18 protein-coding genes are annotated in these 17,929 nt (G+C 71.8%); 15 read left to right on the forward strand and 3 right to left on the reverse strand.

The window, feature by feature from the left end; genetic code table 11:
• Positions 1–105: 105 nt before the first annotated feature.
• From dnaK to J2S41_RS34600, 4 genes are all read left to right on the forward strand, one after another.
• A complete protein-coding gene (dnaK, locus tag J2S41_RS34585; protein WP_310374357.1) occupies positions 106–1,977 on the forward strand; it encodes a molecular chaperone DnaK in 1,872 nt (623 codons plus the stop codon).
• A 43-nt stretch (positions 1,978–2,020) separates the two neighbouring features.
• Positions 2,021–2,794, forward strand: coding sequence for a nucleotide exchange factor GrpE (gene grpE / locus J2S41_RS34590; protein WP_310374359.1), 774 nt, complete (start codon positions 2,021–2,023; stop codon positions 2,792–2,794).
• Positions 2,795–2,927: 133 nt separating this feature from the next.
• Positions 2,928–4,118 carry a molecular chaperone DnaJ gene (gene dnaJ, locus J2S41_RS34595; protein ID WP_310374361.1) on the forward strand — a complete coding sequence of 397 codons (1,191 nt, stop codon included), beginning with the start codon at positions 2,928–2,930 and terminating at the stop codon, positions 4,116–4,118.
• Positions 4,119–4,161: 43 nt separating this feature from the next.
• Positions 4,162–4,602: a heat shock protein transcriptional repressor HspR gene (locus tag J2S41_RS34600; RefSeq protein WP_310374363.1), complete on the forward strand. Its 441-nt coding sequence runs from the start codon at positions 4,162–4,164 to the stop codon at positions 4,600–4,602.
• 169 nt (positions 4,603–4,771) lie between these two features.
• Here J2S41_RS34600 and J2S41_RS34605 read toward each other — a convergent pair whose 3' ends face one another.
• From J2S41_RS34605 to J2S41_RS34615, 3 genes are all read right to left on the reverse strand, one after another.
• Positions 4,772–5,203, reverse strand: coding sequence for a hypothetical protein (locus J2S41_RS34605; protein WP_310374364.1), 432 nt, complete (start codon positions 5,201–5,203; stop codon positions 4,772–4,774).
• 107 nt (positions 5,204–5,310) lie between these two features.
• Positions 5,311–6,525 (reverse strand): cation:proton antiporter, encoded by a 1,215-nt coding sequence (locus J2S41_RS34610; protein ID WP_310374365.1) that lies wholly within the window; start codon positions 6,523–6,525, stop codon positions 5,311–5,313.
• Between the two features lie 7 nt (positions 6,526–6,532).
• Positions 6,533–7,033, reverse strand: a complete 501-nt coding sequence (locus J2S41_RS34615; RefSeq protein ID WP_310374367.1) for a cation:proton antiporter regulatory subunit — start codon at positions 7,031–7,033, stop codon at positions 6,533–6,535.
• Positions 7,034–7,162: 129 nt separating this feature from the next.
• Between J2S41_RS34615 and J2S41_RS34620 the strand changes: the two genes are divergently transcribed.
• From J2S41_RS34620 to J2S41_RS34670, 11 genes are all read left to right on the forward strand, one after another.
• The gene (locus tag J2S41_RS34620) at positions 7,163–8,182 is read left to right on the forward strand and encodes a beta propeller repeat protein (RefSeq protein WP_310374370.1); all 1,020 of its coding nucleotides are present in this window, start codon (positions 7,163–7,165) and stop codon (positions 8,180–8,182) included.
• 96 nt (positions 8,183–8,278) lie between these two features.
• Positions 8,279–10,864 carry an ATP-dependent chaperone ClpB gene (gene clpB / locus J2S41_RS34625; RefSeq protein ID WP_310374371.1) on the forward strand — a complete coding sequence of 862 codons (2,586 nt, stop codon included), beginning with the start codon at positions 8,279–8,281 and terminating at the stop codon, positions 10,862–10,864.
• A 158-nt stretch (positions 10,865–11,022) separates the two neighbouring features.
• Positions 11,023–11,646 (forward strand): DUF4178 domain-containing protein, encoded by a 624-nt coding sequence (locus J2S41_RS34630; protein ID WP_310374372.1) that lies wholly within the window; start codon positions 11,023–11,025, stop codon positions 11,644–11,646.
• A gap of 1 nt (position 11,647) precedes the next feature.
• Positions 11,648–12,130 carry a DUF2617 family protein gene (locus J2S41_RS34635; protein WP_310374373.1) on the forward strand — a complete coding sequence of 161 codons (483 nt, stop codon included), beginning with the start codon at positions 11,648–11,650 and terminating at the stop codon, positions 12,128–12,130.
• Positions 12,127–12,555, forward strand: a complete 429-nt coding sequence (locus J2S41_RS34640) for a DUF4247 domain-containing protein (protein WP_310374375.1) — start codon at positions 12,127–12,129, stop codon at positions 12,553–12,555. Before J2S41_RS34635 ends, J2S41_RS34640 begins: the two co-directional genes overlap by 4 nt.
• A gap of 27 nt (positions 12,556–12,582) precedes the next feature.
• The gene (locus tag J2S41_RS34645) at positions 12,583–13,002 is read left to right on the forward strand and encodes a DUF350 domain-containing protein (RefSeq protein ID WP_310374377.1); all 420 of its coding nucleotides are present in this window, start codon (positions 12,583–12,585) and stop codon (positions 13,000–13,002) included.
• A complete protein-coding gene (locus tag J2S41_RS34650) occupies positions 13,002–13,721 on the forward strand; it encodes a hypothetical protein (RefSeq protein ID WP_310374379.1) in 720 nt (239 codons plus the stop codon). Before J2S41_RS34645 ends, J2S41_RS34650 begins: the two co-directional genes overlap by 1 nt.
• Entirely contained in the window at positions 13,721–15,274 is a 1,554-nt protein-coding gene (locus tag J2S41_RS34655; RefSeq protein WP_310376735.1) for a polyamine aminopropyltransferase, read from the forward strand. Before J2S41_RS34650 ends, J2S41_RS34655 begins: the two co-directional genes overlap by 1 nt.
• A gap of 24 nt (positions 15,275–15,298) precedes the next feature.
• Positions 15,299–16,180: a hypothetical protein gene (locus tag J2S41_RS34660; RefSeq protein ID WP_310374380.1), complete on the forward strand. Its 882-nt coding sequence runs from the start codon at positions 15,299–15,301 to the stop codon at positions 16,178–16,180.
• Between the two features lie 190 nt (positions 16,181–16,370).
• Positions 16,371–17,012: a hypothetical protein gene (locus J2S41_RS34665; protein ID WP_310374382.1), complete on the forward strand. Its 642-nt coding sequence runs from the start codon at positions 16,371–16,373 to the stop codon at positions 17,010–17,012.
• Entirely contained in the window at positions 17,009–17,821 is an 813-nt protein-coding gene (locus J2S41_RS34670) for an SDR family NAD(P)-dependent oxidoreductase (protein WP_374728300.1), read from the forward strand. The genes J2S41_RS34665 and J2S41_RS34670 overlap by 4 nt, the downstream gene beginning before the upstream one ends.
• Positions 17,822–17,929 lie beyond the last annotated feature (108 nt).

The following is a 17,929-nucleotide window of genomic DNA, read 5'->3' on the forward strand; positions in this document are numbered from 1 at the left end:
GTCCGGTCCACTCAACTTAGGCTGACGCGCTCGGGGCGGGCGCGGTGGGAAGAAGCCCGCGGTGCCGTCGGCGCCGTGGTTCGAGAAGTGAAGTGAGGATGCAACATGGCACGTGCGGTCGGCATCGACCTGGGCACGACGAACTCCTGCGTCAGCGTTCTCGAAGGCGGCGAGCCGACCGTGATCGCCAACGCGGAGGGGTCGCGCACCACTCCCTCGATCGTGGCCTTCGCCCGTAACGGCGAGGTGCTGGTCGGCGAGGTCGCCAAGCGGCAGGCCGTGACCAACCCGGACCGGACGATCCGTTCGGTCAAGCGCGAGATCGGTTCGACCTGGTCGATCGACATCGACGGGAAGAAGTACAGCCCGCAGGAGATCTCCGCGCGGGTGCTCATGAAGATCAAGCGGGACGCCGAGGCGTACCTCGGCGAGCAGGTCACGGACGCGGTGATCACCGTCCCGGCGTACTTCAACGACGCCCAGCGGACGGCCACCAAGGAGGCCGGCGAGATCGCGGGCTTCAACGTCCTGCGGATCGTGAACGAGCCGACCGCGGCCGCGCTCGCCTACGGCCTGGACAAGGGCACCAAGGAGCAGACCGTCCTGGTCTTCGACCTCGGTGGCGGCACGTTCGACGTCTCGCTGCTGGAGCTGGGCGAGGGCGTCATCGAGGTCAAGTCGACCTCCGGCGACAACCACCTGGGCGGCGACGACTGGGACCAGCGGATCATCGACCACCTGGTCAAGACGTTCCGCGGTGAGCACGGCATCGACCTCGGCCAGGACAAGATGGCCCTCCAGCGCCTCAAGGAGGCCGCGGAGAAGGCGAAGATCGAGCTGTCCGCCGCCACCACCACCAGCATCAACCTGCCGTACATCACGGCCGGCCCGTCGGGCCCGCTGCACATGGACATGACGCTCAGCCGCGCCGAGTTCCAGCGGATGACGCAGGACCTGCTGGACCGCTGCAAGGGCCCGTTCGAGCAGGCCATCAAGGACGCCGGCATCCGGATCTCCGACGTGGACCACGTCATCCTGGTCGGCGGCTCGACGCGTATGCCGGCCGTGACCGACCTGGTCAAGCAGCTCACCGGCAAGGACCCGAACAAGGGCGTCAACCCGGACGAGGTCGTGGCCGTCGGTGCCGCGCTCCAGGCCGGCGTGCTCAAGGGCGAGGTCAAGGACGTCCTGCTGCTCGACGTGACCCCGCTGTCGCTGGGCATCGAGACCAAGGGCGGCATCTTCACCAAGCTGATCGAGCGCAACACCACGATCCCGACCAAGCGCTCCGAGGTCTTCACCACGGCCGACGACAACCAGCCGTCCGTGCTGATCCAGGTCTTCCAGGGCGAGCGGGACATCGCGGCGTACAACAAGAAGCTCGGCACGTTCGAGCTGACCGGCCTGCCGCCGGCGCCGCGCAACGTGCCGCAGATCGAGGTCACCTTCGACATCGACGCGAACGGCATCGTCCACGTCAACGCGAAGGACCTGGGCACCGGCAAGGAGCAGTCGATGACGATCACCGGCGGCTCCGCGCTGCCGAAGGACGACATCGAGCGGATGATGCGCGAGGCGCAGGACCACGCGGACGAGGACAAGCGCCGCCGCGAGGACGCCGAGGCCCGCAACCTGGCCGAGCAGCTCCAGTGGCAGACCGAGAAGTTCCTGGCGGAGAGCGGCGACAAGCTGCCGGGCGAGTCCCGGGACCAGATCGGCGAGGCGCTGAGCGAGCTGCGTGGCGCGCTGGGCGGCACCGACATCGAGGCGATCAAGCGGGCGCACGAGAAGCTGGCGAACGTCTCGCAGCAGGCCGGCTCGCTGCTCTACCAGCAGCAGTCCGAGCAGGCCGGTGCGGAGGACGCGGCCGGCCCGGGCGCGGGTGCCGGTGCGGCCGGTGGCGCGCCGGGCGGTGCGCGCGACGCGTCGGACGACGTCGTGGACGCCGAGATCGTGGACGAGGACAACAAGAAGTGACCCGACGGAACGCCGTGGGACGCACGCGAGACGAGGTGAAGGCATGACCGACGAGCGGAAGCCGGCGGAGGACGCCGGATCCCCGGATCGCGAGCGTTCCGAGGAGGGCAAGGAGCGGGTCGTCATAAGGGACCGGCGGAAGATCGATCCTTCCGTCGCCAAGCCCGACGCGAAGAAGTCCGGCAAGCCCGAGGAGAGCGAGGTCGTGGAGCCCGACGAGGTGCTCGACCCGGAGCCGTCCACCACGGACGCGACGGACGCGGAGCACGCCGAGGACACCGCGGAGGCGCCGGCCGCCCAGGAGACGAAGACCGAGCGGAAACCCGAGCAGAAGGAGAAGGAGGAGAGGGTGGGTAAGCACGCCGCACCGACGCCTCCCCTCTCCGCCGAGCTGGAAGCGCTGCGCACCGAGGTGGAGGACCGCACCCGCGACCTCCAGCGCGTGACGGCGGAGTACGCGAACTACCGCAAGCGGGTCGAGCGCGACCGTGCCGCACAGAGCGAGCAGGCCACCGGTTCGGTGTTGTCCGCGCTGCTGCCGGTGCTGGACGATCTGGACCGGGCGCGCGAGCACGGCGACCTGGTCGGCCCGTTCGCCAGCGTCGCGGAGCAGCTCACGGCCGCACTCGGGAAGTTCGGGCTGACCGCGTTCGGCGAGAAGGGCGACGTGTTCGACCCCAACCGGCACGAGGCGGTGGCGCACCTCACCTCCGCCGATGTGACCGAGCCGACCTGCATCGACGTGATGCGGCGTGGCTACTCGCTCGGCAACCGGCTGCTGCGGCCCGCGCTCGTGGCGGTCGCGGACCCGGAGTGAGCTCGAGCCGGCGAGGTGACCCGCGATGGCGGGTCACCTCGCCGGGTTCTGGGCGACGACGAGCCCGCACGGAAGGTCGAGGCCGGCCACCGGTCGGCTTCAATGGTCGCAGGGCCAGTAAGGAGGTGGATTCGTGAGTTCCAAGGACTGGCTGGAAAAGGACTTCTACTCCGTTCTCGGCGTGCCGAAGTCCGCCTCCCAGGACGACGTCAAGAAGGCGTACCGCAAACTCGCCCGCGAGCTGCACCCGGACCACAACCCCGGGAACAGCGAGGCGGAGGAGCGCTTCAAGTCGGTCTCCGAGGCGTACGACGTCCTGTCGGACGAGCGCAAGCGCAAGGAGTACGACGAGATGCGCGCGCTCTTCGGCTCCGGCGCGTTCCGGCGCAACGCCCGCGCGGGCGGCGGACCGGGCGGTGGCGCGTTTCCGTTCGACGTCTCCGACCTGTTCGGCGGCGTGAACACCGGTGCTCCCGGCGCCGGTGACCGCCGATTCGGCGGCGCCGGCTTCTCCGACCTCTTCGGATCGATATTCTCCGGCGGGGCGGGCGGCCGGCAGGGCCCGGCCCGCGGCCGGGACGTCGAGACCGAGGTGACCATCGACTTCGGCGCCGCGGTGCGGGGCACCACGCTCCCGCTCACGCTGCGCGCGCCGGGCGTCTGTGACGTCTGCCACGGCAACGGCGCGAAGCCCGGCACCCAGCCGCGCACCTGCCCGACCTGCCGGGGCTCCGGCCTGGTGCAGCGCAACCAGGGCTCGTTCAGCTTCTCCGAGCCGTGCAAGGACTGCCAGGGCGTCGGCACCATCGTGGACGAGAAGTGCCCGGAGTGCCACGGCACCGGCGGCGTCACCAAGACCCGCACGCTGAACGTCCGGCTCCCCGCCGGCGTCGCGGACGGCCAGCGGATACGTCTGTCCGGCCGTGGTGAGCCCGGCGAGCGCGGCGGGCAGCCCGGCGACCTCTACGTGCTGGTCAAGGTGCGGCGGGACGAGCTGTTCGCGCGCAGCGGGGACAACCTGACGCTGACCGTGCCGATCACGTTCGCGGAGGCGGTGCTCGGCACCGACCTGCGCGTACCCACGATGGACGGCGCGGTGACGCTGCGGGTGCCGCCGGGCACGCCGAGCGGCCGGGTGCTGCGGGCCCGGGGCAAGGGCGTGCCGAAGCGGGACGGCGAGGTCGGTGACCTGCTGGTCACGCTGGAGGTGCAGGTGCCGAAGGAGGTCTCCGAGGAGGCCCGGGAGGCGCTGCGGACGTTCGCCGACCGCACGCCGGCCGCGTCCCGCGAGCATCTCGACGCACGGGTACGCAGGGCCGGCTGAACGACGAAGCGATGATGTAGGTGTCGGGGCAGGAGGTGGAGCCGTGGACGCGCGCATTCGCATCGCGATCGAGGGAGTCTCGGACGCCAAGGTCTTGATCATCTCGGTGGCGGCCCAGATGGCCGGCATGCACCCGCAGACGCTCCGGCAGTACGACCGGCTGGGTCTGGTGCAGGCCGGCCGGGCCGCCGGCGGTGGGCGGCGGTACAGCGCCCGCGACGTGGCGCTGCTCCGCGAGGTGCAGCGCCTCAGCCAGGAGGAGGGCGTCAACCTGGCGGGCATCAAGCGGATCATCGGGCTCGAGCAGGTCGCCGGTGACCTCCAGCAGGAGGTGCTGGAGCTGCGGGAGCAACTGGCCGCGGCGTACCGCCGGATCGCGGAGCTGGAGTCCATGTCGGCGTACCCGCGCCGTGATCTCGTGCCGACCAGCCAGACCTCGACCGCGCTGGTGGTCTGGCGCCCGCGAGAGAAGCCCAAGTCCTAGCAACAAAATACGAAATGTCGGATTCCTGCCCGGGCGGGGCGGCGAGCGGTTATGGTCACCGAGGGCGCGCGACGACGAGTCGCGAGGCCGGACGGCCTGTGACAGACGGCTCGCGGCGCCGGTCCGGGCGGGGATCCACGGGGGGTCCCCGCCCGGGCCCGCATATGCGTCAGCCGAGTCGGCGTGACTGCCGGACGAGGCCGCCCTCGCACCACTCGTGGTAGTCGAACAGCTCCGGCCGGGCCAGCAGCACCCGGGTGTTGTGCGCCCAGATCGCCATCAGCTCGTCACCCTCGCTCTCCGCCTGCTCCACCATCTTGCGCAGCCGCCGCTTCGGGTGCGCCCGGAACTTCGTCCGGATGCCGTCGGCCGCGTAGATGTAGAGGCAGTGCAGCGCGAACCGGCGGGCCGGGCAGGTCCGGTCCATGGCCAGCTCGAAGAGCGTGCCGACCAGCCGATCGCCGGACACGAGGAGATCCCAGTCCGCGGGCATCGACTCCAGCGGCACCGAGTCCGGCTGGTACGCCCAGGCGCGCAGCTCGGCGGCGCTGGGATCGACCGGATTCGCGAAACCCTGGAACATTGACTGTTGCACGCTCACCCTGCGACTCCAGTCCTGCTTACACCCCACTGCTCATTGCGGCGACACGGTAACGCGCCGCTACCGTTCATCGGAACCCGGTGGACGTGCCATTTCCGGGAATTGCGTTAAAGGTGGGGATCCGGGGTCTGTAGCGCGGCACGGGCCGCCACCGCGGCGGTCCGCCTGCGCAGCATCGCCTTGAACCACTCGGTGTCCGGCAGCCGGGCCAGCATCGGGCCGGTGACGACCGTGATCAGTACGTACGCGGTGGCCAGCGACGCCAGCTGCGGCTCCACCCCGGCCGCCACCGCCAGCCCGGCGATGACGATGGAGAACTCGCCGCGCGGCATCAGCGCCAGCCCCGCCCGGAACCGGCCGGGCAGCGCGATCCCGGCCCGCTTCGCGGCGAGATAGCCGGTCAGCACCTTCGTGCTCATGGTCAGCACGGCCAGCGCCAGCGCGGGCAGCAGCACGTGCGGGATCTCGCCCGGGTGCGTGGACAGCCCGAAGAACACGAAGAACACCGCGGCGAACAGGTCGCGCAGCGGCGTGAGCAGCTGCACCGCGTGGTGAGCGACCGGGCCGGAGAGCGCGATGCCGACCAGGAACGCACCGACCGCGGCCGAGACCTGGAGCCAGTCCGCGAGCCCGGAGACCAGCAGCGTCAGGCCGAGGACGCCGAGCAGCAGCGCCTCCGCGTCGTCCGCGGAGATGAACGCGGAGATCGCGTGACCGAACCGGATCGCCACCAGCAGCACCACCACCACGGTGGCGACCGCGATGACCAGCGAGCTCGCGCCGGCCGCCAGTGACACGCCGGCCAGCACCGCGGTCAGGAACGGCAGGTAGAGCGCCATCGCCAGGTCCTCGATCACCAGGACCGAGAGGACCACCGGCGTCTCGCGGTTACCGAGCCGGCCGAGGTCGTTGAGCACCTTGGCGATCACGCCGGACGAGGAGACCCAGGTGATGCCGGCGAGCACCAGCGCGGCCACCCAGTCCCAGCCCATCAACAGCGCGAACGCGGCGCCCGGCACCGCGTTGAGCACCGCGTCCAGCAGGCCGGCCGGCGCGGACGCACGCAGGTTGCCGACCAACTCGCCCGCGGAGTACTCCAGGCCGAGCATGACCAGCAGCAGGATGACGCCCATCTCGGCGCCGACCTCGATGAACTCCTCGCTGGCGGAGAGCGGCAGCAGCCCGCCGTGCCCGAAGGCGAGCCCGGCGATCAGGTAGAGCGGGATCGGTGACAGGCCGATCCGGCGCCCGAGCCGGCCGAGCAGGCCGAGGGCGAGGAGGACGGTGCCGAGTTCTATGAGGAGGATGGAGGTGTCGTGCATACGCGCCTCAGCCGTCCGGGTCCGACTCGGCCAGGATGGCCGCGACACCGTCGAGCCCTTCCCTGGTGCCGACGACGACCACGACGTCGCCGGTCTGGAAGGCGAACGAGGGCCCGGGGGAGGCGATCACCTCTCGGTTGCGGAGGACGGCGACGATCGACGCGCCGGTGCGGGTGCGAGCCCGGGTCTCCCCGAGCCGGCGGTGCGCCCAGGGGGAGCCGGCCGGGATGGAGATCTGCTCGGTGAGCAGCCCGGCCGCCTGCGAACGGAGGCCGGCGAGCTGACCCAGCATGAGCGAGGCGCCCAGCAGGTCGGCCAGTGCCTCGGCCTCGTCGTCGGTGAGTGGGAGCGACGCGATGCAGGCGTCCGGATCGTCCTGGTCGTAGAGGACCAGGTCGCGCCGTCCGCTGCGATGGGAGACCACGCCGATCCGGCGGCCGGACGCCGTGACGAGGTCATGGCGCACACCTATGCCGGGGAGAGCTGTCTGTTCGACCCTTACTCGCACGACTTACACGCTACCCAACCGTTTCCTGCTGTCCGTGGACCGATCACCTGCCCGGGAACCTCGGCGCCACCTCGGCACTCGTCCCCGTGACCGAGCGTTTCACGCCGATCACCGCGGGGAGGGTGAATCGTGTCCAAAAGTCGCCGGCTGTGCGCACTGCTGGTGGCCGCCGCGCTGGTGCTGTCCGCGGCCCTGACCGCCCGATCCGTGACGGACGACGAGCATCACCCGTCACGGGTACGCCGTGCGGCCGTCGGGGTCCCGCCCGGCGCCGTGCCGCGGTTGGCGTTCGTCAGTCAGGACGTCGGCTACGCGCTCTACGGCTGCGGCGGCGAGCAGTGCCCGGCCCCGCTGTTCGGCACCGTGGACGGCGGCGCGACCTGGCGACGGCTCGCGCACCCGGCCACCGGGCGGGTCTCGCTCTACGCCTCGCCGCGCGCGCTGGTGCTGTGGTGGTCCGCCCGCGATGTCTCGCTGATGTCGACGGATCGCGGCGTGACCTGGACCGAGGTCGAGCGCTCGCTGGCACCGTACCGAGGGATCAGGGGGTTCTTTCAGGCCGAGGACAGCGGCGGGCTGGTGTCGTGGCGGGACGGCCTGCCGGTACGGGTGCCGGAACGGCCGCCGCTGCCGTTCGTGAGCGCGGTCGCCACCGGCGCGGACGGCCGCGTCTGGGTGGCGTGCCTGCTGTCCGGCGGCGTGCGGGCGGCCGTCTCCGTGGACGGGGGCGAGACGTGGGCGGTCACGCCGGTGGTGCCGCAGGGCGGCTGGCCGGTGTCGCTGAGCCTGCGGGTCTCCGCGGACGGGCGGAACGTGTGGTTGCTCGGCCACCCGTCGGACCCGGCCGCGTTTCCGCTGCTGTGGACGATGGTGGCGGGCCGGTGGCTGCCGGTGGCGGCGGCCGGTCACCCGCACGTCTTCGACTCCGCGGTGCCGGTGGCCGGTGGGCTGGTGGTGAGCGGCGCGGCCGGGTCCGGGCTGATCGCGGGTGGCCGATACCTGCCGCTGCGCGGGTGGCCGCCGAGCGACTCCGGGCTGTACCTGCTGGAGGACGGCACGGTCTTCACCCAGGCGGGCGCCGTGGGCTGGCTGGGCGTCGGCTTCGGAGTGGACCGGCGGTGGACCCGGATCGAACTCCGTCCGGCGTGACGTGGGCAACCCAGAGTTGAGTGGAATAGACTCAACTCCGGTGGTGTCATAGAACGCGGGTACACCACGCTTGAAGGTAGCCATCATGGGGAGCCGATGAACGCCGAACGCCTTACCACCAAGAGCCGCGAAGTCATCACCGCCGCGGTGGCCGACGCCGGCCAGCGGGGCCATGCGACGGTCGAGTCCTGGCACCTGCTGCTGTCGCTGCTCGACACCGGCGGGTCCACCGCCACCGGGCTGCTGCGCGCCGTCGGCGCCAACCCCGCGGACGTGCGCCGCGCCGCCGCCCGCGCCCTGGAGAACCTGCCCTCCGCGCGCGGCTCCAGCGTCGCCGAGCCCAGCCTGGCCCGCGAGTTCGCCAACGCGGTCGGCGCCGCCGAGCAGATCGCCCGGCCGCTGGGCGACGAGTACACGTCCACCGAGCACCTGCTGGCCGGCCTGGCCCGGGTCGGTGGCGCCGTCTCCGAGCTGCTGCGCAAGTCCGGTGCGACGGAGGAGGCGCTGGTCGCGGCGTTCCCCGCGGTGCGCGGCGGTGACCGGCGGATCACCACCGCCGACCCGGAGCAGACCTACCAGGCGCTGGAGAAGTACGGCATCGACCTGACCCAGTCCGCGCGGGACGGCAAGATCGACCCGGTCATCGGCCGCGACTCGGAGATCCGCCGGGTGATTCAGGTGCTCTCCCGGCGTACCAAGAACAACCCGGTCCTGATCGGCGAGCCCGGCGTGGGCAAGACCGCGATCGTGGAGGGCCTGGCTCAGCGCATCGTCGCGGGCGACGTGCCGGAGTCGCTGCGCGACAAGAAGCTGGTCTCGCTCGACCTGGGCGCCATGGTCGCCGGTGCGCAGTACCGCGGTCAGTTCGAGGAGCGGCTCAAGTCCGTACTGGAGGAGATCAAGAACTCCAACGGCCAGGTGATCACGTTCCTGGACGAGCTGCACACCGTGGTCGGCGCCGGCAAGGGCGAGGGCTCGATGGACGCCGGCAACATGCTCAAGCCGATGCTGGCCCGCGGCGAGCTGCGCATGGTCGGCGCGACCACGCTGGACGAGTACCGCGAGCACATCGAGAAGGACCCGGCGCTGGAGCGGCGCTTCCAGCCCGTCGTCGTCGGCGAGCCGACCGTGGAGGACACGATCGGCATCCTGCGTGGGCTGAAGGGCCGCTACGAGGCCCACCACGGCGTGCAGATCACCGATGGCGCGCTGGTCGCGGCCGCGAGCCTCTCCGATCGGTACATCACCGACCGGTTCCTGCCGGACAAGGCGATCGACCTGATCGACGAGGCCGCCTCCCGGCTGCGTATGGAGATCGACTCACGCCCGGTCGCGATCGACCAGCTTCAGCGCACGGTCGACCGGATGAAGATGGACGAGCTGGCGCTGGCCAAGGAGACCGACCCGGCCTCCCGCGACCGGCTGGAGCGGCTGCGCCGCGACCTGGCGGACCGGCAGGAGGAGCTGACCGTGCTCACCACGCGCTGGGAGCGCGAGCGCGGCGGCCTCAACCGGGTCGGCGAGCTGAAGAAGAAGATCGACGAGATGCGCGTCGAGCTGGAGCGTGCCCAGCGGGAGACCGATTGGGAGCGCGCGTCCCGCCTGCAGTACGAGGAGATCCCCGCGCTGGAGCGGGAGATGGACGCGCTCGCCTCCGAGCCGCAGAACGACGAGCCGCCGATGGTCAAGGAGCAGGTCGGCGCGGACGAGATCGCCGAGGTGATCGCCGCGTGGACCGGCATCCCGTCCGGCCGCCTGATGGAGGGCGAGACCGCGAAGCTGCTGCGCATGGAGGAGTCGCTGCAGTCCCGCGTGGTGGGTCAGGCCGAGGCCGTGGCCGCGGTCGCCGACGCGGTGCGCCGCGCCCGCGCCGGCATCGCCGACCCGGACCGGCCGACCGGATCGTTCCTGTTCCTCGGCCCGACCGGCGTCGGCAAGACCGAGCTGGCGAAGGCGCTGGCCGGCTTCCTGTTCGACGACGACCGCGCGATGGTCCGCATCGACATGAGCGAGTACGGGGAGAAGCACTCCGTCGCCCGCCTGGTCGGCGCGCCGCCCGGGTACGTCGGCTACGAGGAGGGCGGGCAGCTGACCGAGGCGGTGCGCCGCCGGCCGTACTCGGTGATCCTGCTCGACGAGGTGGAGAAGGCCCACCCGGACGTCTTCGACGTGCTGCTCCAGGTGCTGGACGACGGCCGCCTCACCGACGGCCAGGGCCGTACCGTCGATTTCCGGAACGCGATCCTGATCCTCACGTCCAACCTGGGCTCCAGCATCATCGCGGACATCACGCTGCCCGAGGAGGCGCGTCGCGAGGCCGTGCTCTCCGTGGTGCGCGGGCACTTCAAGCCCGAGTTCCTCAACCGGCTGGACGACATCGTGGTGTTCCACGCGCTCACCGGCGTGGAGCTGGCCTCGATCGTCGACATCCAGCTCGACGCGCTGCGCCGCCGCCTGGCGGACCGCCGGCTCGGGCTGGAGGTCACGGACGCGGCGCGGAACTGGCTGGCCGAGCGCGGGTACGACCCGCTCTACGGCGCCCGGCCGCTGCGCCGGCTGGTCCAGTCCGCGATCGGCGACCGCCTGGCGAAGGCACTGCTCGCGGGCGAGGTGCTGGACGGCGACACGGTGAAGGTGGACCGCAGCCCGGCCGGTGACGGTTTGATCGTCGGCGTCGCATAACGGAAAGATCGGAAAACGATGTCTGAAGGGCCGGGATTTCCCCGGCCCTTCGCGTTGCAATCTCGACAAGGCGCTTCCGCCCAGGTCGCGGTGGGTGACACGGCTTGCTACCGTCGGCGGCCAGCGGCACGTGATCTGGCTGAGGGGGAAGCGCCGGCGTGAACGGTGGGAGTGCGTACTTCGTGGTCGGCGTCGGCTGCGTGCTCGTGGTCGTCGGCGTCGTGGTGCTCGCCATCGCGTGGAACAAGTCGCGGAGGCCGGCGCCCGCGCCCGCGCCGAAGGGCACCGACCCGTTCCACACCCGGGACGAGGACGCGCTGCGCGGCGACCCGCGCACACTCGCCCCCGGCGACATCGTGGAGATCCGCGGCACCAGTTGGGCCGTGCGCGGCAGCCTGCGGCTCACCGAGGGCTCCTGGAGCTGGACCGAGCACCTGATCGACGACGCGGCCGGCGGCCAGGCCTGGCTCTCCGTGGAGGAGGACCCGGACCTTGCGGTCGTGCTCTGGCGCGAGGTGCCGGCCGTGACCGTGACACCCGGCCCGGCCACCGTCGAGCTGGACGGGCGGCGCTACACCAGCGACGAGTCCGGCCTGGCGCGCTTCACCTCCACCGGCACCACCGGCCTGGACGCGACCGGCACGGTCAGATACCACGACTACGAGGCCAAGGACGGCGCGCTGCTGTCGTTCGAGTCCTACGGCGACTCCGGCACGTGGGAGGCCGCCCGCGGCGAGCAGCTGGTCCGTGCCGAGTTCCGGATCTACCCACAGGCGCGGTGAGATGCTCGTCGACCTGACCCTGCCGTACGCGGACACCACGGCGGCGGACCTCAGCTTCGCGCTCGGGCTGCCGGCCGCGCCCGCGCTGCACGTGCTCGACCTGCCCGAGCTCGGTCTGCAACTTCGCCTGCTCGGCGCCTCCCACCAGGTGATGATGGGAGACCTGAGCGAGACCGTGGCGTGCCTGCCGGGCCGCCGTCCCGACCTGCCCGGCGCGGTCGCGGACGAGCGGTACCGGTTCGCGGCCGAGGTGCGCCGGCTGTCGGCGGAGGAGATGACCGCCGAGGTGGGCCGGCTGCGCGCGGAGCTGTCCGGGCACCCGCACGGGCTGGTCGGCCAGTTCCCGGGCAGCCCGGACGCGATCACCGCGCTGCTGGCCTACCGGGACGGCGTTGCCGCGGTCGGCTGGCGCACCTGGCACGCCTATCCGCAGACCGGTGAGCTCGTCGAGACCACCACATCCGTACGACTGGGGGCGGTATGACCAAGCACCGCAGGTGGTTCATCCTGGGAATCGCGCTGGCGCTGGTCGGCGTGCTGGTGGCCGGCGCGGCGGCGGTCTACGGCAACTTCTCGGCGCGTGGATACGTCGCCGACAAGTTCCAGCGTTCGACCGGCGACGACATCGGCGACGAGGCGATGGCGTACACCTCGAACCGGGTGCCGACCGAGGTGGCGTCCCAGATCACCGGCGCCTGGGAGCCCGCGGACCAGGTGGTCGACGCGAGCGGCGTCTACCTGCGGTACGCGGACGACGCGATCGTCATCCTGCCCGCCGCGGTCGGCTCGCTGATCCTGGTGGAGAAGGTGGACTCGGCGTATCGCCGGCACCACAGCCACGTCGGCAACTACTGGGGCTGGGGCCGGGGCACCAGCCTGCGCGGCGGCGGACCCGGTTCGGGCAAATGACGGAAACGACTGGAAGGCGCTAGGCCGATGGATCTGCTTACCGACCTGCTGGTGACGCTCACGTACGGCGTCATCGGTGTGGCCCTGATGTCCGTCGGCTACCTGCTGGTGGACATCGCTACGCCGGGCAAGCTGCACGTGCTGATCTGGGAGAACCGGAACAGCAACGCCGCGGTCCTGCTCGCGTCGAACCTGCTCGGCGTCGGCATCATCGTGGTCTCCGCGATCGTCGCCAGCCACGACGACTTCGTGCAGGGCATCATCGGCACGCTGGCGTACGGCTTCGTCGGCCTGCTGCTGATGGCCGGCGCGTTCCTGCTGCTGGACGCGGTCACACCGGGCCGGCTCGGCGAGATCCTGGTCCACCCGGAGCCGCACCCGGCCGTCTGGGTGAGCGCCACGATCCACCTCGCCACCGGGGCGATCATCGCGGCGGCGATCAGCTGATGGCCGCCACGCCGAGAACGGTTGCCCGCCTCGCGGGCGCGCTCGCGGTGCTGGCCATAGGCCTGGCCGGGTGCTCGTCGTCGGACAACGGCACCACCGTGCCGGCGCCCACCACCGAGGAGACGACGGAGACGGCCCGGGTGCTCGCCACGGCCACCGGCGTCCAGGGCATGTGCTACGGCTGGAACCTGCAGGACTCGTCGTCGTACCAGGACCAGGCCGTGAGCCGTGGCTCCAGCCTGGGCCCGGCCGTGGCGGTCGACTCGGACCCGGCGAAGTGCCGCGAGTACGTCGAGGTCGTCGCGCGGATCACCTACACCTCGTCCAGCAGCGAGTCCGACGACTCCGCGTCGCTGAGCGTGGAGTCGAACAGCCCGCGCGTGGACAAGTGGCAGCTGACCCAGCGGCTGCGGGAGATGGGCTTCACGGACGACGCGTTCATCAACGACCCGGGCTTCGTCATCATGCACGCCGCGCTGGCGCTGCCACTGATCACCGCGGAGTCCGGCGCGGCCACGCCGGTGCCGGCCACGGCCCCGTCCGCCGCGACGAACGCGCCGTCCGCGGCGCTGCCGCCGGCCGGTAACGACTTCCTGCGGGACCGGTGGGGCTTCCTGGTCGCGGCCGGTGTGCTGCTGCTGGTCGGCGCGGGTGCGATCGCGCTCGGCGCGTGGGAACGCGGACGGGCGCCGAAGCCGACGCCGCCGGCCGCGAGCTGATGGAGTTCGCCGGACGACCGAGGATCGCCCGGGCCGCGGTGCTCGCGGCGGTCTTCGTCTGCGCGGCCTGCGGCCTGGTCTACGAACTGGCCCTGGTCGCGCTCGGCAGCTACCTGATCGGCGACACGGTCGGCCAGGCGTCGATCGTGCTCGGCGTGATGGTCTTCGCGATGGGCGTCGGCGCGCTCGCGGCCAAGCCGTTCCAGCACCGGGCCGCGTCCGCGTTCGCAGCGATCGAGCTGCTGCTGGCGCTGCTCGGCGGCCTGTCCGTGCTCGGGCTCTACGCCGCGTTCGCCTGGCTCGACCTCTACGCGCCCGCGCTGATCGGCACCGCGTTCGTGCTCGGCGTGCTGATCGGCGCGGAGATCCCGCTGCTCATGGTGCTGCTGCAACGCATCCGGGAGCAGGCGGCGGGCAGCGCGGTGGCGGACCTGTTCGCGGCCGACTACGTGGGCGCGCTGCTCGGCGGGCTGGCGTTCCCGTTCCTGCTGCTGCCGGTCTTCGGCCAGCTGCGCGGCGCGCTGGTGGTCGGCGCGGTCAACGCGGTGGCCGGCGTGCTGCTCGTCTTCACGGTCTTCCGCAAGGCGATGAGCCGGCGGGCCAGGATCGGGCTCGGCGCCGGCTCCGCGGTGGTCGCGCTCACCCTGGGGTACGCGTACGCGGTCGCGCACGACTTCGAGGTGACCGCGCGGCAGGAGCTCTACCGCGACCCGATCGTGCACGCGGAACGCAGCCGCTACCAGGAGATCGTGCTGACCGAGTCCGCGCCGATCGTCTCCGGCGGCGTCTCCGACATGCGCCTCTACCTCAACGGCGACCTCCAGTTCAGCTCGGTCGACGAGTACCGCTACCACGAGGCGCTGGTCCATCCGGTGCTGGCCGGCGTGCGCGGCGACGTGCTGGTGCTCGGCGGCGGTGACGGGCTGGCGCTGCGCGAGGTGCTGCGGTACCCGGCCGTCAGCTCCGCCACGCTGGTCGAACTGGACCCGGCCGTGGTGGACCTGGCGCGGACCCGGCCGGAGATCCGCGCGCTCAACGGCGACGCCTTCGAGGACCCGCGGGTACGGCTGGTCGAGGCGGACGCGTTCGCCTGGCTGCGCTCCGCCGCCACCCGGTACGACGCGGTGATCGTGGACATGCCCGACCCGGACGAGACCGCGACCGCGAAGCTCTACTCCGTCGAGTTCTACACGCTGGTCCGCAACGTGCTGGCCGAGGGCGCGCGGATGGTGGTGCAGGCCGGCTCGCCGTACTTCGCGCCGAAGTCGTACTGGTGCATCGAGGCCACGATCCGCGCGGCCGGGTTCGGCACCACGCCGTACCACGTGGACGTGCCGTCCTTCGGGGACTGGGGCTTCGTGCTGGCCGCGCCGGGCGGACCCGGCCCGTCCCTGCGCACCGAGCCGCCCGCCACGCCGCGCTTCCTCTCGCCGTCCGTGCTGGCCGCCGCCGCGGTCTTCCCGCCCGACCGCGGCCCGGTGGACGTGGAGATCTCCACGCTCCTCTCGCCGCACGTGCTGGAGTATGTACGCAGTGAATGGCGCAGTTACTAATCTGAACGTGTAGAGGGGAGCGTCGTGTCGAATCCCTACAGTCAAGGCGTCCAGCCGGTGCCACAGCGGCCGGGCGTCGTGACGGTGGCCGGATATCTGTTGTTCGCCACGGCCGCGCTGACCGTGGTCGGCGTCGTGGCGAACATCGCCTCCATCGGCCCGACCCGGGAGGTGTACGCGGACGCCTACGCCGGGACCCCGGCGGCCGGCACCGAGGCCGTCCTGGTCGGCGGCGTGGTGTTCGGCCTGGTTATCAACCTGCTGCTCGCCGTCGGCTTCGTGCTGCTGGCGGTCTTCAACAACCGGGGGAAGAACGCGTCGCGCGTGACGACCTGGGTCATCGGCGGCCTCAGCATCTGCTGCACCGGCTTCGGCCTGGCCGGCAGCGCGCTCAGCAGCGCGATGACCAGCCTGGCCGAGGTGCCGGACCAGCCGGGCATGCCCGACCCGCAGGAGATCACCGAGCGGCTGGAGAACGAGATCCCGGCCTGGGCCACCCCGGTCACGATCGTCTCCAGCGTGCTCACGCTGCTGTTCCTGCTGGTCGTCATCGTGCTGCTGGCGATGCCCCCGGCGAACGAGTTCTTCCGCAAGCCGGCCGTGGCCTGGCAGCCGCCGGGCGCCGGCTACCCGGGCTACCCCGGCTACCCGGCGGGCTCGGCGTACCCGCCGCCCAGCCAGGCTCCCTACCCCCCGCAGCCGGCCCAGCCGGGGACGTACCCGCCGGACTACCCGCCGGCCGGTTCCGCGCCGCCGGACTACCCGCCGGCCGGTCCCGCGCCGCAGAGCCCGCCGCCCCCGTCGCCGTACGACAACCCGGTGCCCCCGCCGCCGGCCGACCCGCCGTCGCCCCCGTCGCCGCCGTCGCCGCCGTCCTCGGGTAGCGATTCACCACCGCACTCCTGAGCGTTCGCCGAGAGCCCCGCCGTGCCACCCGCCCGGCGGGGCTCTCTTTTCGCCCCGTCGGCTAGAGCCCGTGTCGAAGTGGGATGCCGGGCCACGCCTCGCTCCGACCCCCAGTTCGATACAGGCTCTAGTAGGTTCATCGGGACGACGTCCATTTCGAGGGGAACGCGTGGTTGCTTCGGGACCGGCGGTGCCTGCACCCGCCACGGGTCCGCCGAGGGCGGTGGCGCTCGCCGCGGCGTTGATGATCGGGATGGGCGTCGCCGGGATACTGGCCGCCGCGCTGCACCTGCTGCTGACCGTGGACGGGCTGAGCGACTTCGCCGTCGACGCCCGGCGCCTCGGCGCCGACTCGGTGCTGGCCGACCGGGTCGAGGGCGGCATCCGCGGCTCCGCGATCGCGGGCGTGGTGCTCTCCGGGATCGCCGGCGTGCTGCTGGTGTCGCTGGCCGTGGGCGTGCGCAGCGGCGTTCCGGCGGCGCGCGTGGTCACCTGGGTGTTGTGCGCGCTCGGCCTGTGCGGCGGCGCGCTCAGCCTGGCCGTCGGGCTCCTGCAGCGTGACCTGGGCTCCAGCGACCGGCGGGTGGCCGCGGTGCTGGCCGCGTCCGCGGACGTCTACCCGGCCTGGTGGGTCGCGGCCGGAATCGGGCTTGCCGTAGCGCAAGTCGTTGGTTACTTTCTGGTAGCCGCGCTCCTGGCGGCCGGGGTGCGCACGAGGCCGGCCCCCGTCGCCCCGCCGGTCATGCCGTTTCCACCCCCGCCCGTGCCCATCGTGCCGCCCCACCCGGACCCGACGCGGTCACCGTGGGCGCCGCCACCCCCGTCGAGGTGACCGTGCCAGACCAGGCCCCGCGCCGCACCGCGCTGATCACCGGCGCGACCGCCGGTCTCGGTGCGGCCTTCGCGCGCCGGCTGGCCGCGGAGGGGTGGGACCTGGTGGTGGTCGCCCGCGACGCGGAGCGGCTGGCGACGAGCGCGGAGGAGCTGCGCGCGCGGCACGGCGTCGCCGTGAGCGTGATCCCGGCGGACCTGGCGACCGAGTCCGGCGTCGGCACGGTCGAGGAACGGCTGCGAAACGCCTCGGCACCGGTCGAACTCTTGGTGAACAACGCCGGAATCGGTCTGAACAAGGGATTCCTGAGGTCCACGCTCGATGACGAGTTGCGCATTCTGCGGCTGAACGTCGAGGCGGTCATGCGCCTGACTTTCGCGGTTTTGCCGCAAATGACGGAAAGACGTTCGGGTGATGTGATCAACGTCTCCTCGGTGTCCGGCTACGGCGTCACCGCACCGGGTTCTACGTACACCGCGACGAAGGCCTACGTCATCAATTTCAGCGAGTCCGTCGGCCAGTCGGTGCGCCGCCACGGCGTCCGCGTGCTCGCGCTCTGTCCGGGTTTCGTGCGCACGGAGTTCCACCAGCGGGCCGGCATCCCGACCGCGGGCTCGCCCGGCTGGATCTGGCTGGACGCCGACTCCGTGGTCGACGGGGCCTTGTCTGACCTGCGCAAAGGCCGCTACGTTAGCGTTCCGAGCATGCGCTACAAGATCGCCGCGACCGCGCTTCGGCACGCGCCGCACGCGCTCGTGCGCCGCTTCAGCGAGGCGGGGAACCGGGCGGTCGGGCGCGGCGCGCGGTGAGCCCGCGGCGTCCACCCGGACGGGTGGATCGACGGATCGCGCTCTATCAAATTTGCGCCTAGCGCGGTAGCGCCGACACGGTCTGTCCCGTTCGACGGTTGAAGCAAA

Source organism: Catenuloplanes atrovinosus (assembly GCF_031458235.1).
Lineage (GTDB): Bacteria > Actinomycetota > Actinomycetes > Mycobacteriales > Micromonosporaceae > Catenuloplanes > Catenuloplanes atrovinosus.

What these genes read in the sequence shown, in the direction of transcription:
- dnaK (WP_310374357.1), top strand. Translation starts at nt 106, where the DNA reads ATGGCACGTGCGGTCGGCATCGACCTGGGCACGACGAACTCCTGCGTC.
- J2S41_RS34640 (WP_310374375.1), top strand. Translation starts at nt 12,127, where the DNA reads ATGACCAAGCACCGCAGGTGGTTCATCCTGGGAATCGCGCTGGCGCTG.
- J2S41_RS34645 (WP_310374377.1), top strand. Translation starts at nt 12,583, where the DNA reads ATGGATCTGCTTACCGACCTGCTGGTGACGCTCACGTACGGCGTCATC.
- J2S41_RS34655 (WP_310376735.1), top strand. Translation starts at nt 13,721, where the DNA reads ATGGAGTTCGCCGGACGACCGAGGATCGCCCGGGCCGCGGTGCTCGCG.
- J2S41_RS34610 (WP_310374365.1), bottom strand. Translation starts at nt 6,525, where the DNA reads ATGCACGACACCTCCATCCTCCTCATAGAACTCGGCACCGTCCTCCTC.
- J2S41_RS34635 (WP_310374373.1), top strand. Translation starts at nt 11,648, where the DNA reads ATGCTCGTCGACCTGACCCTGCCGTACGCGGACACCACGGCGGCGGAC.
- clpB (WP_310374371.1), top strand. Translation starts at nt 8,279, where the DNA reads ATGAACGCCGAACGCCTTACCACCAAGAGCCGCGAAGTCATCACCGCC.
- J2S41_RS34650 (WP_310374379.1), top strand. Translation starts at nt 13,002, where the DNA reads ATGGCCGCCACGCCGAGAACGGTTGCCCGCCTCGCGGGCGCGCTCGCG.
- grpE (WP_310374359.1), top strand. Translation starts at nt 2,021, where the DNA reads ATGACCGACGAGCGGAAGCCGGCGGAGGACGCCGGATCCCCGGATCGC.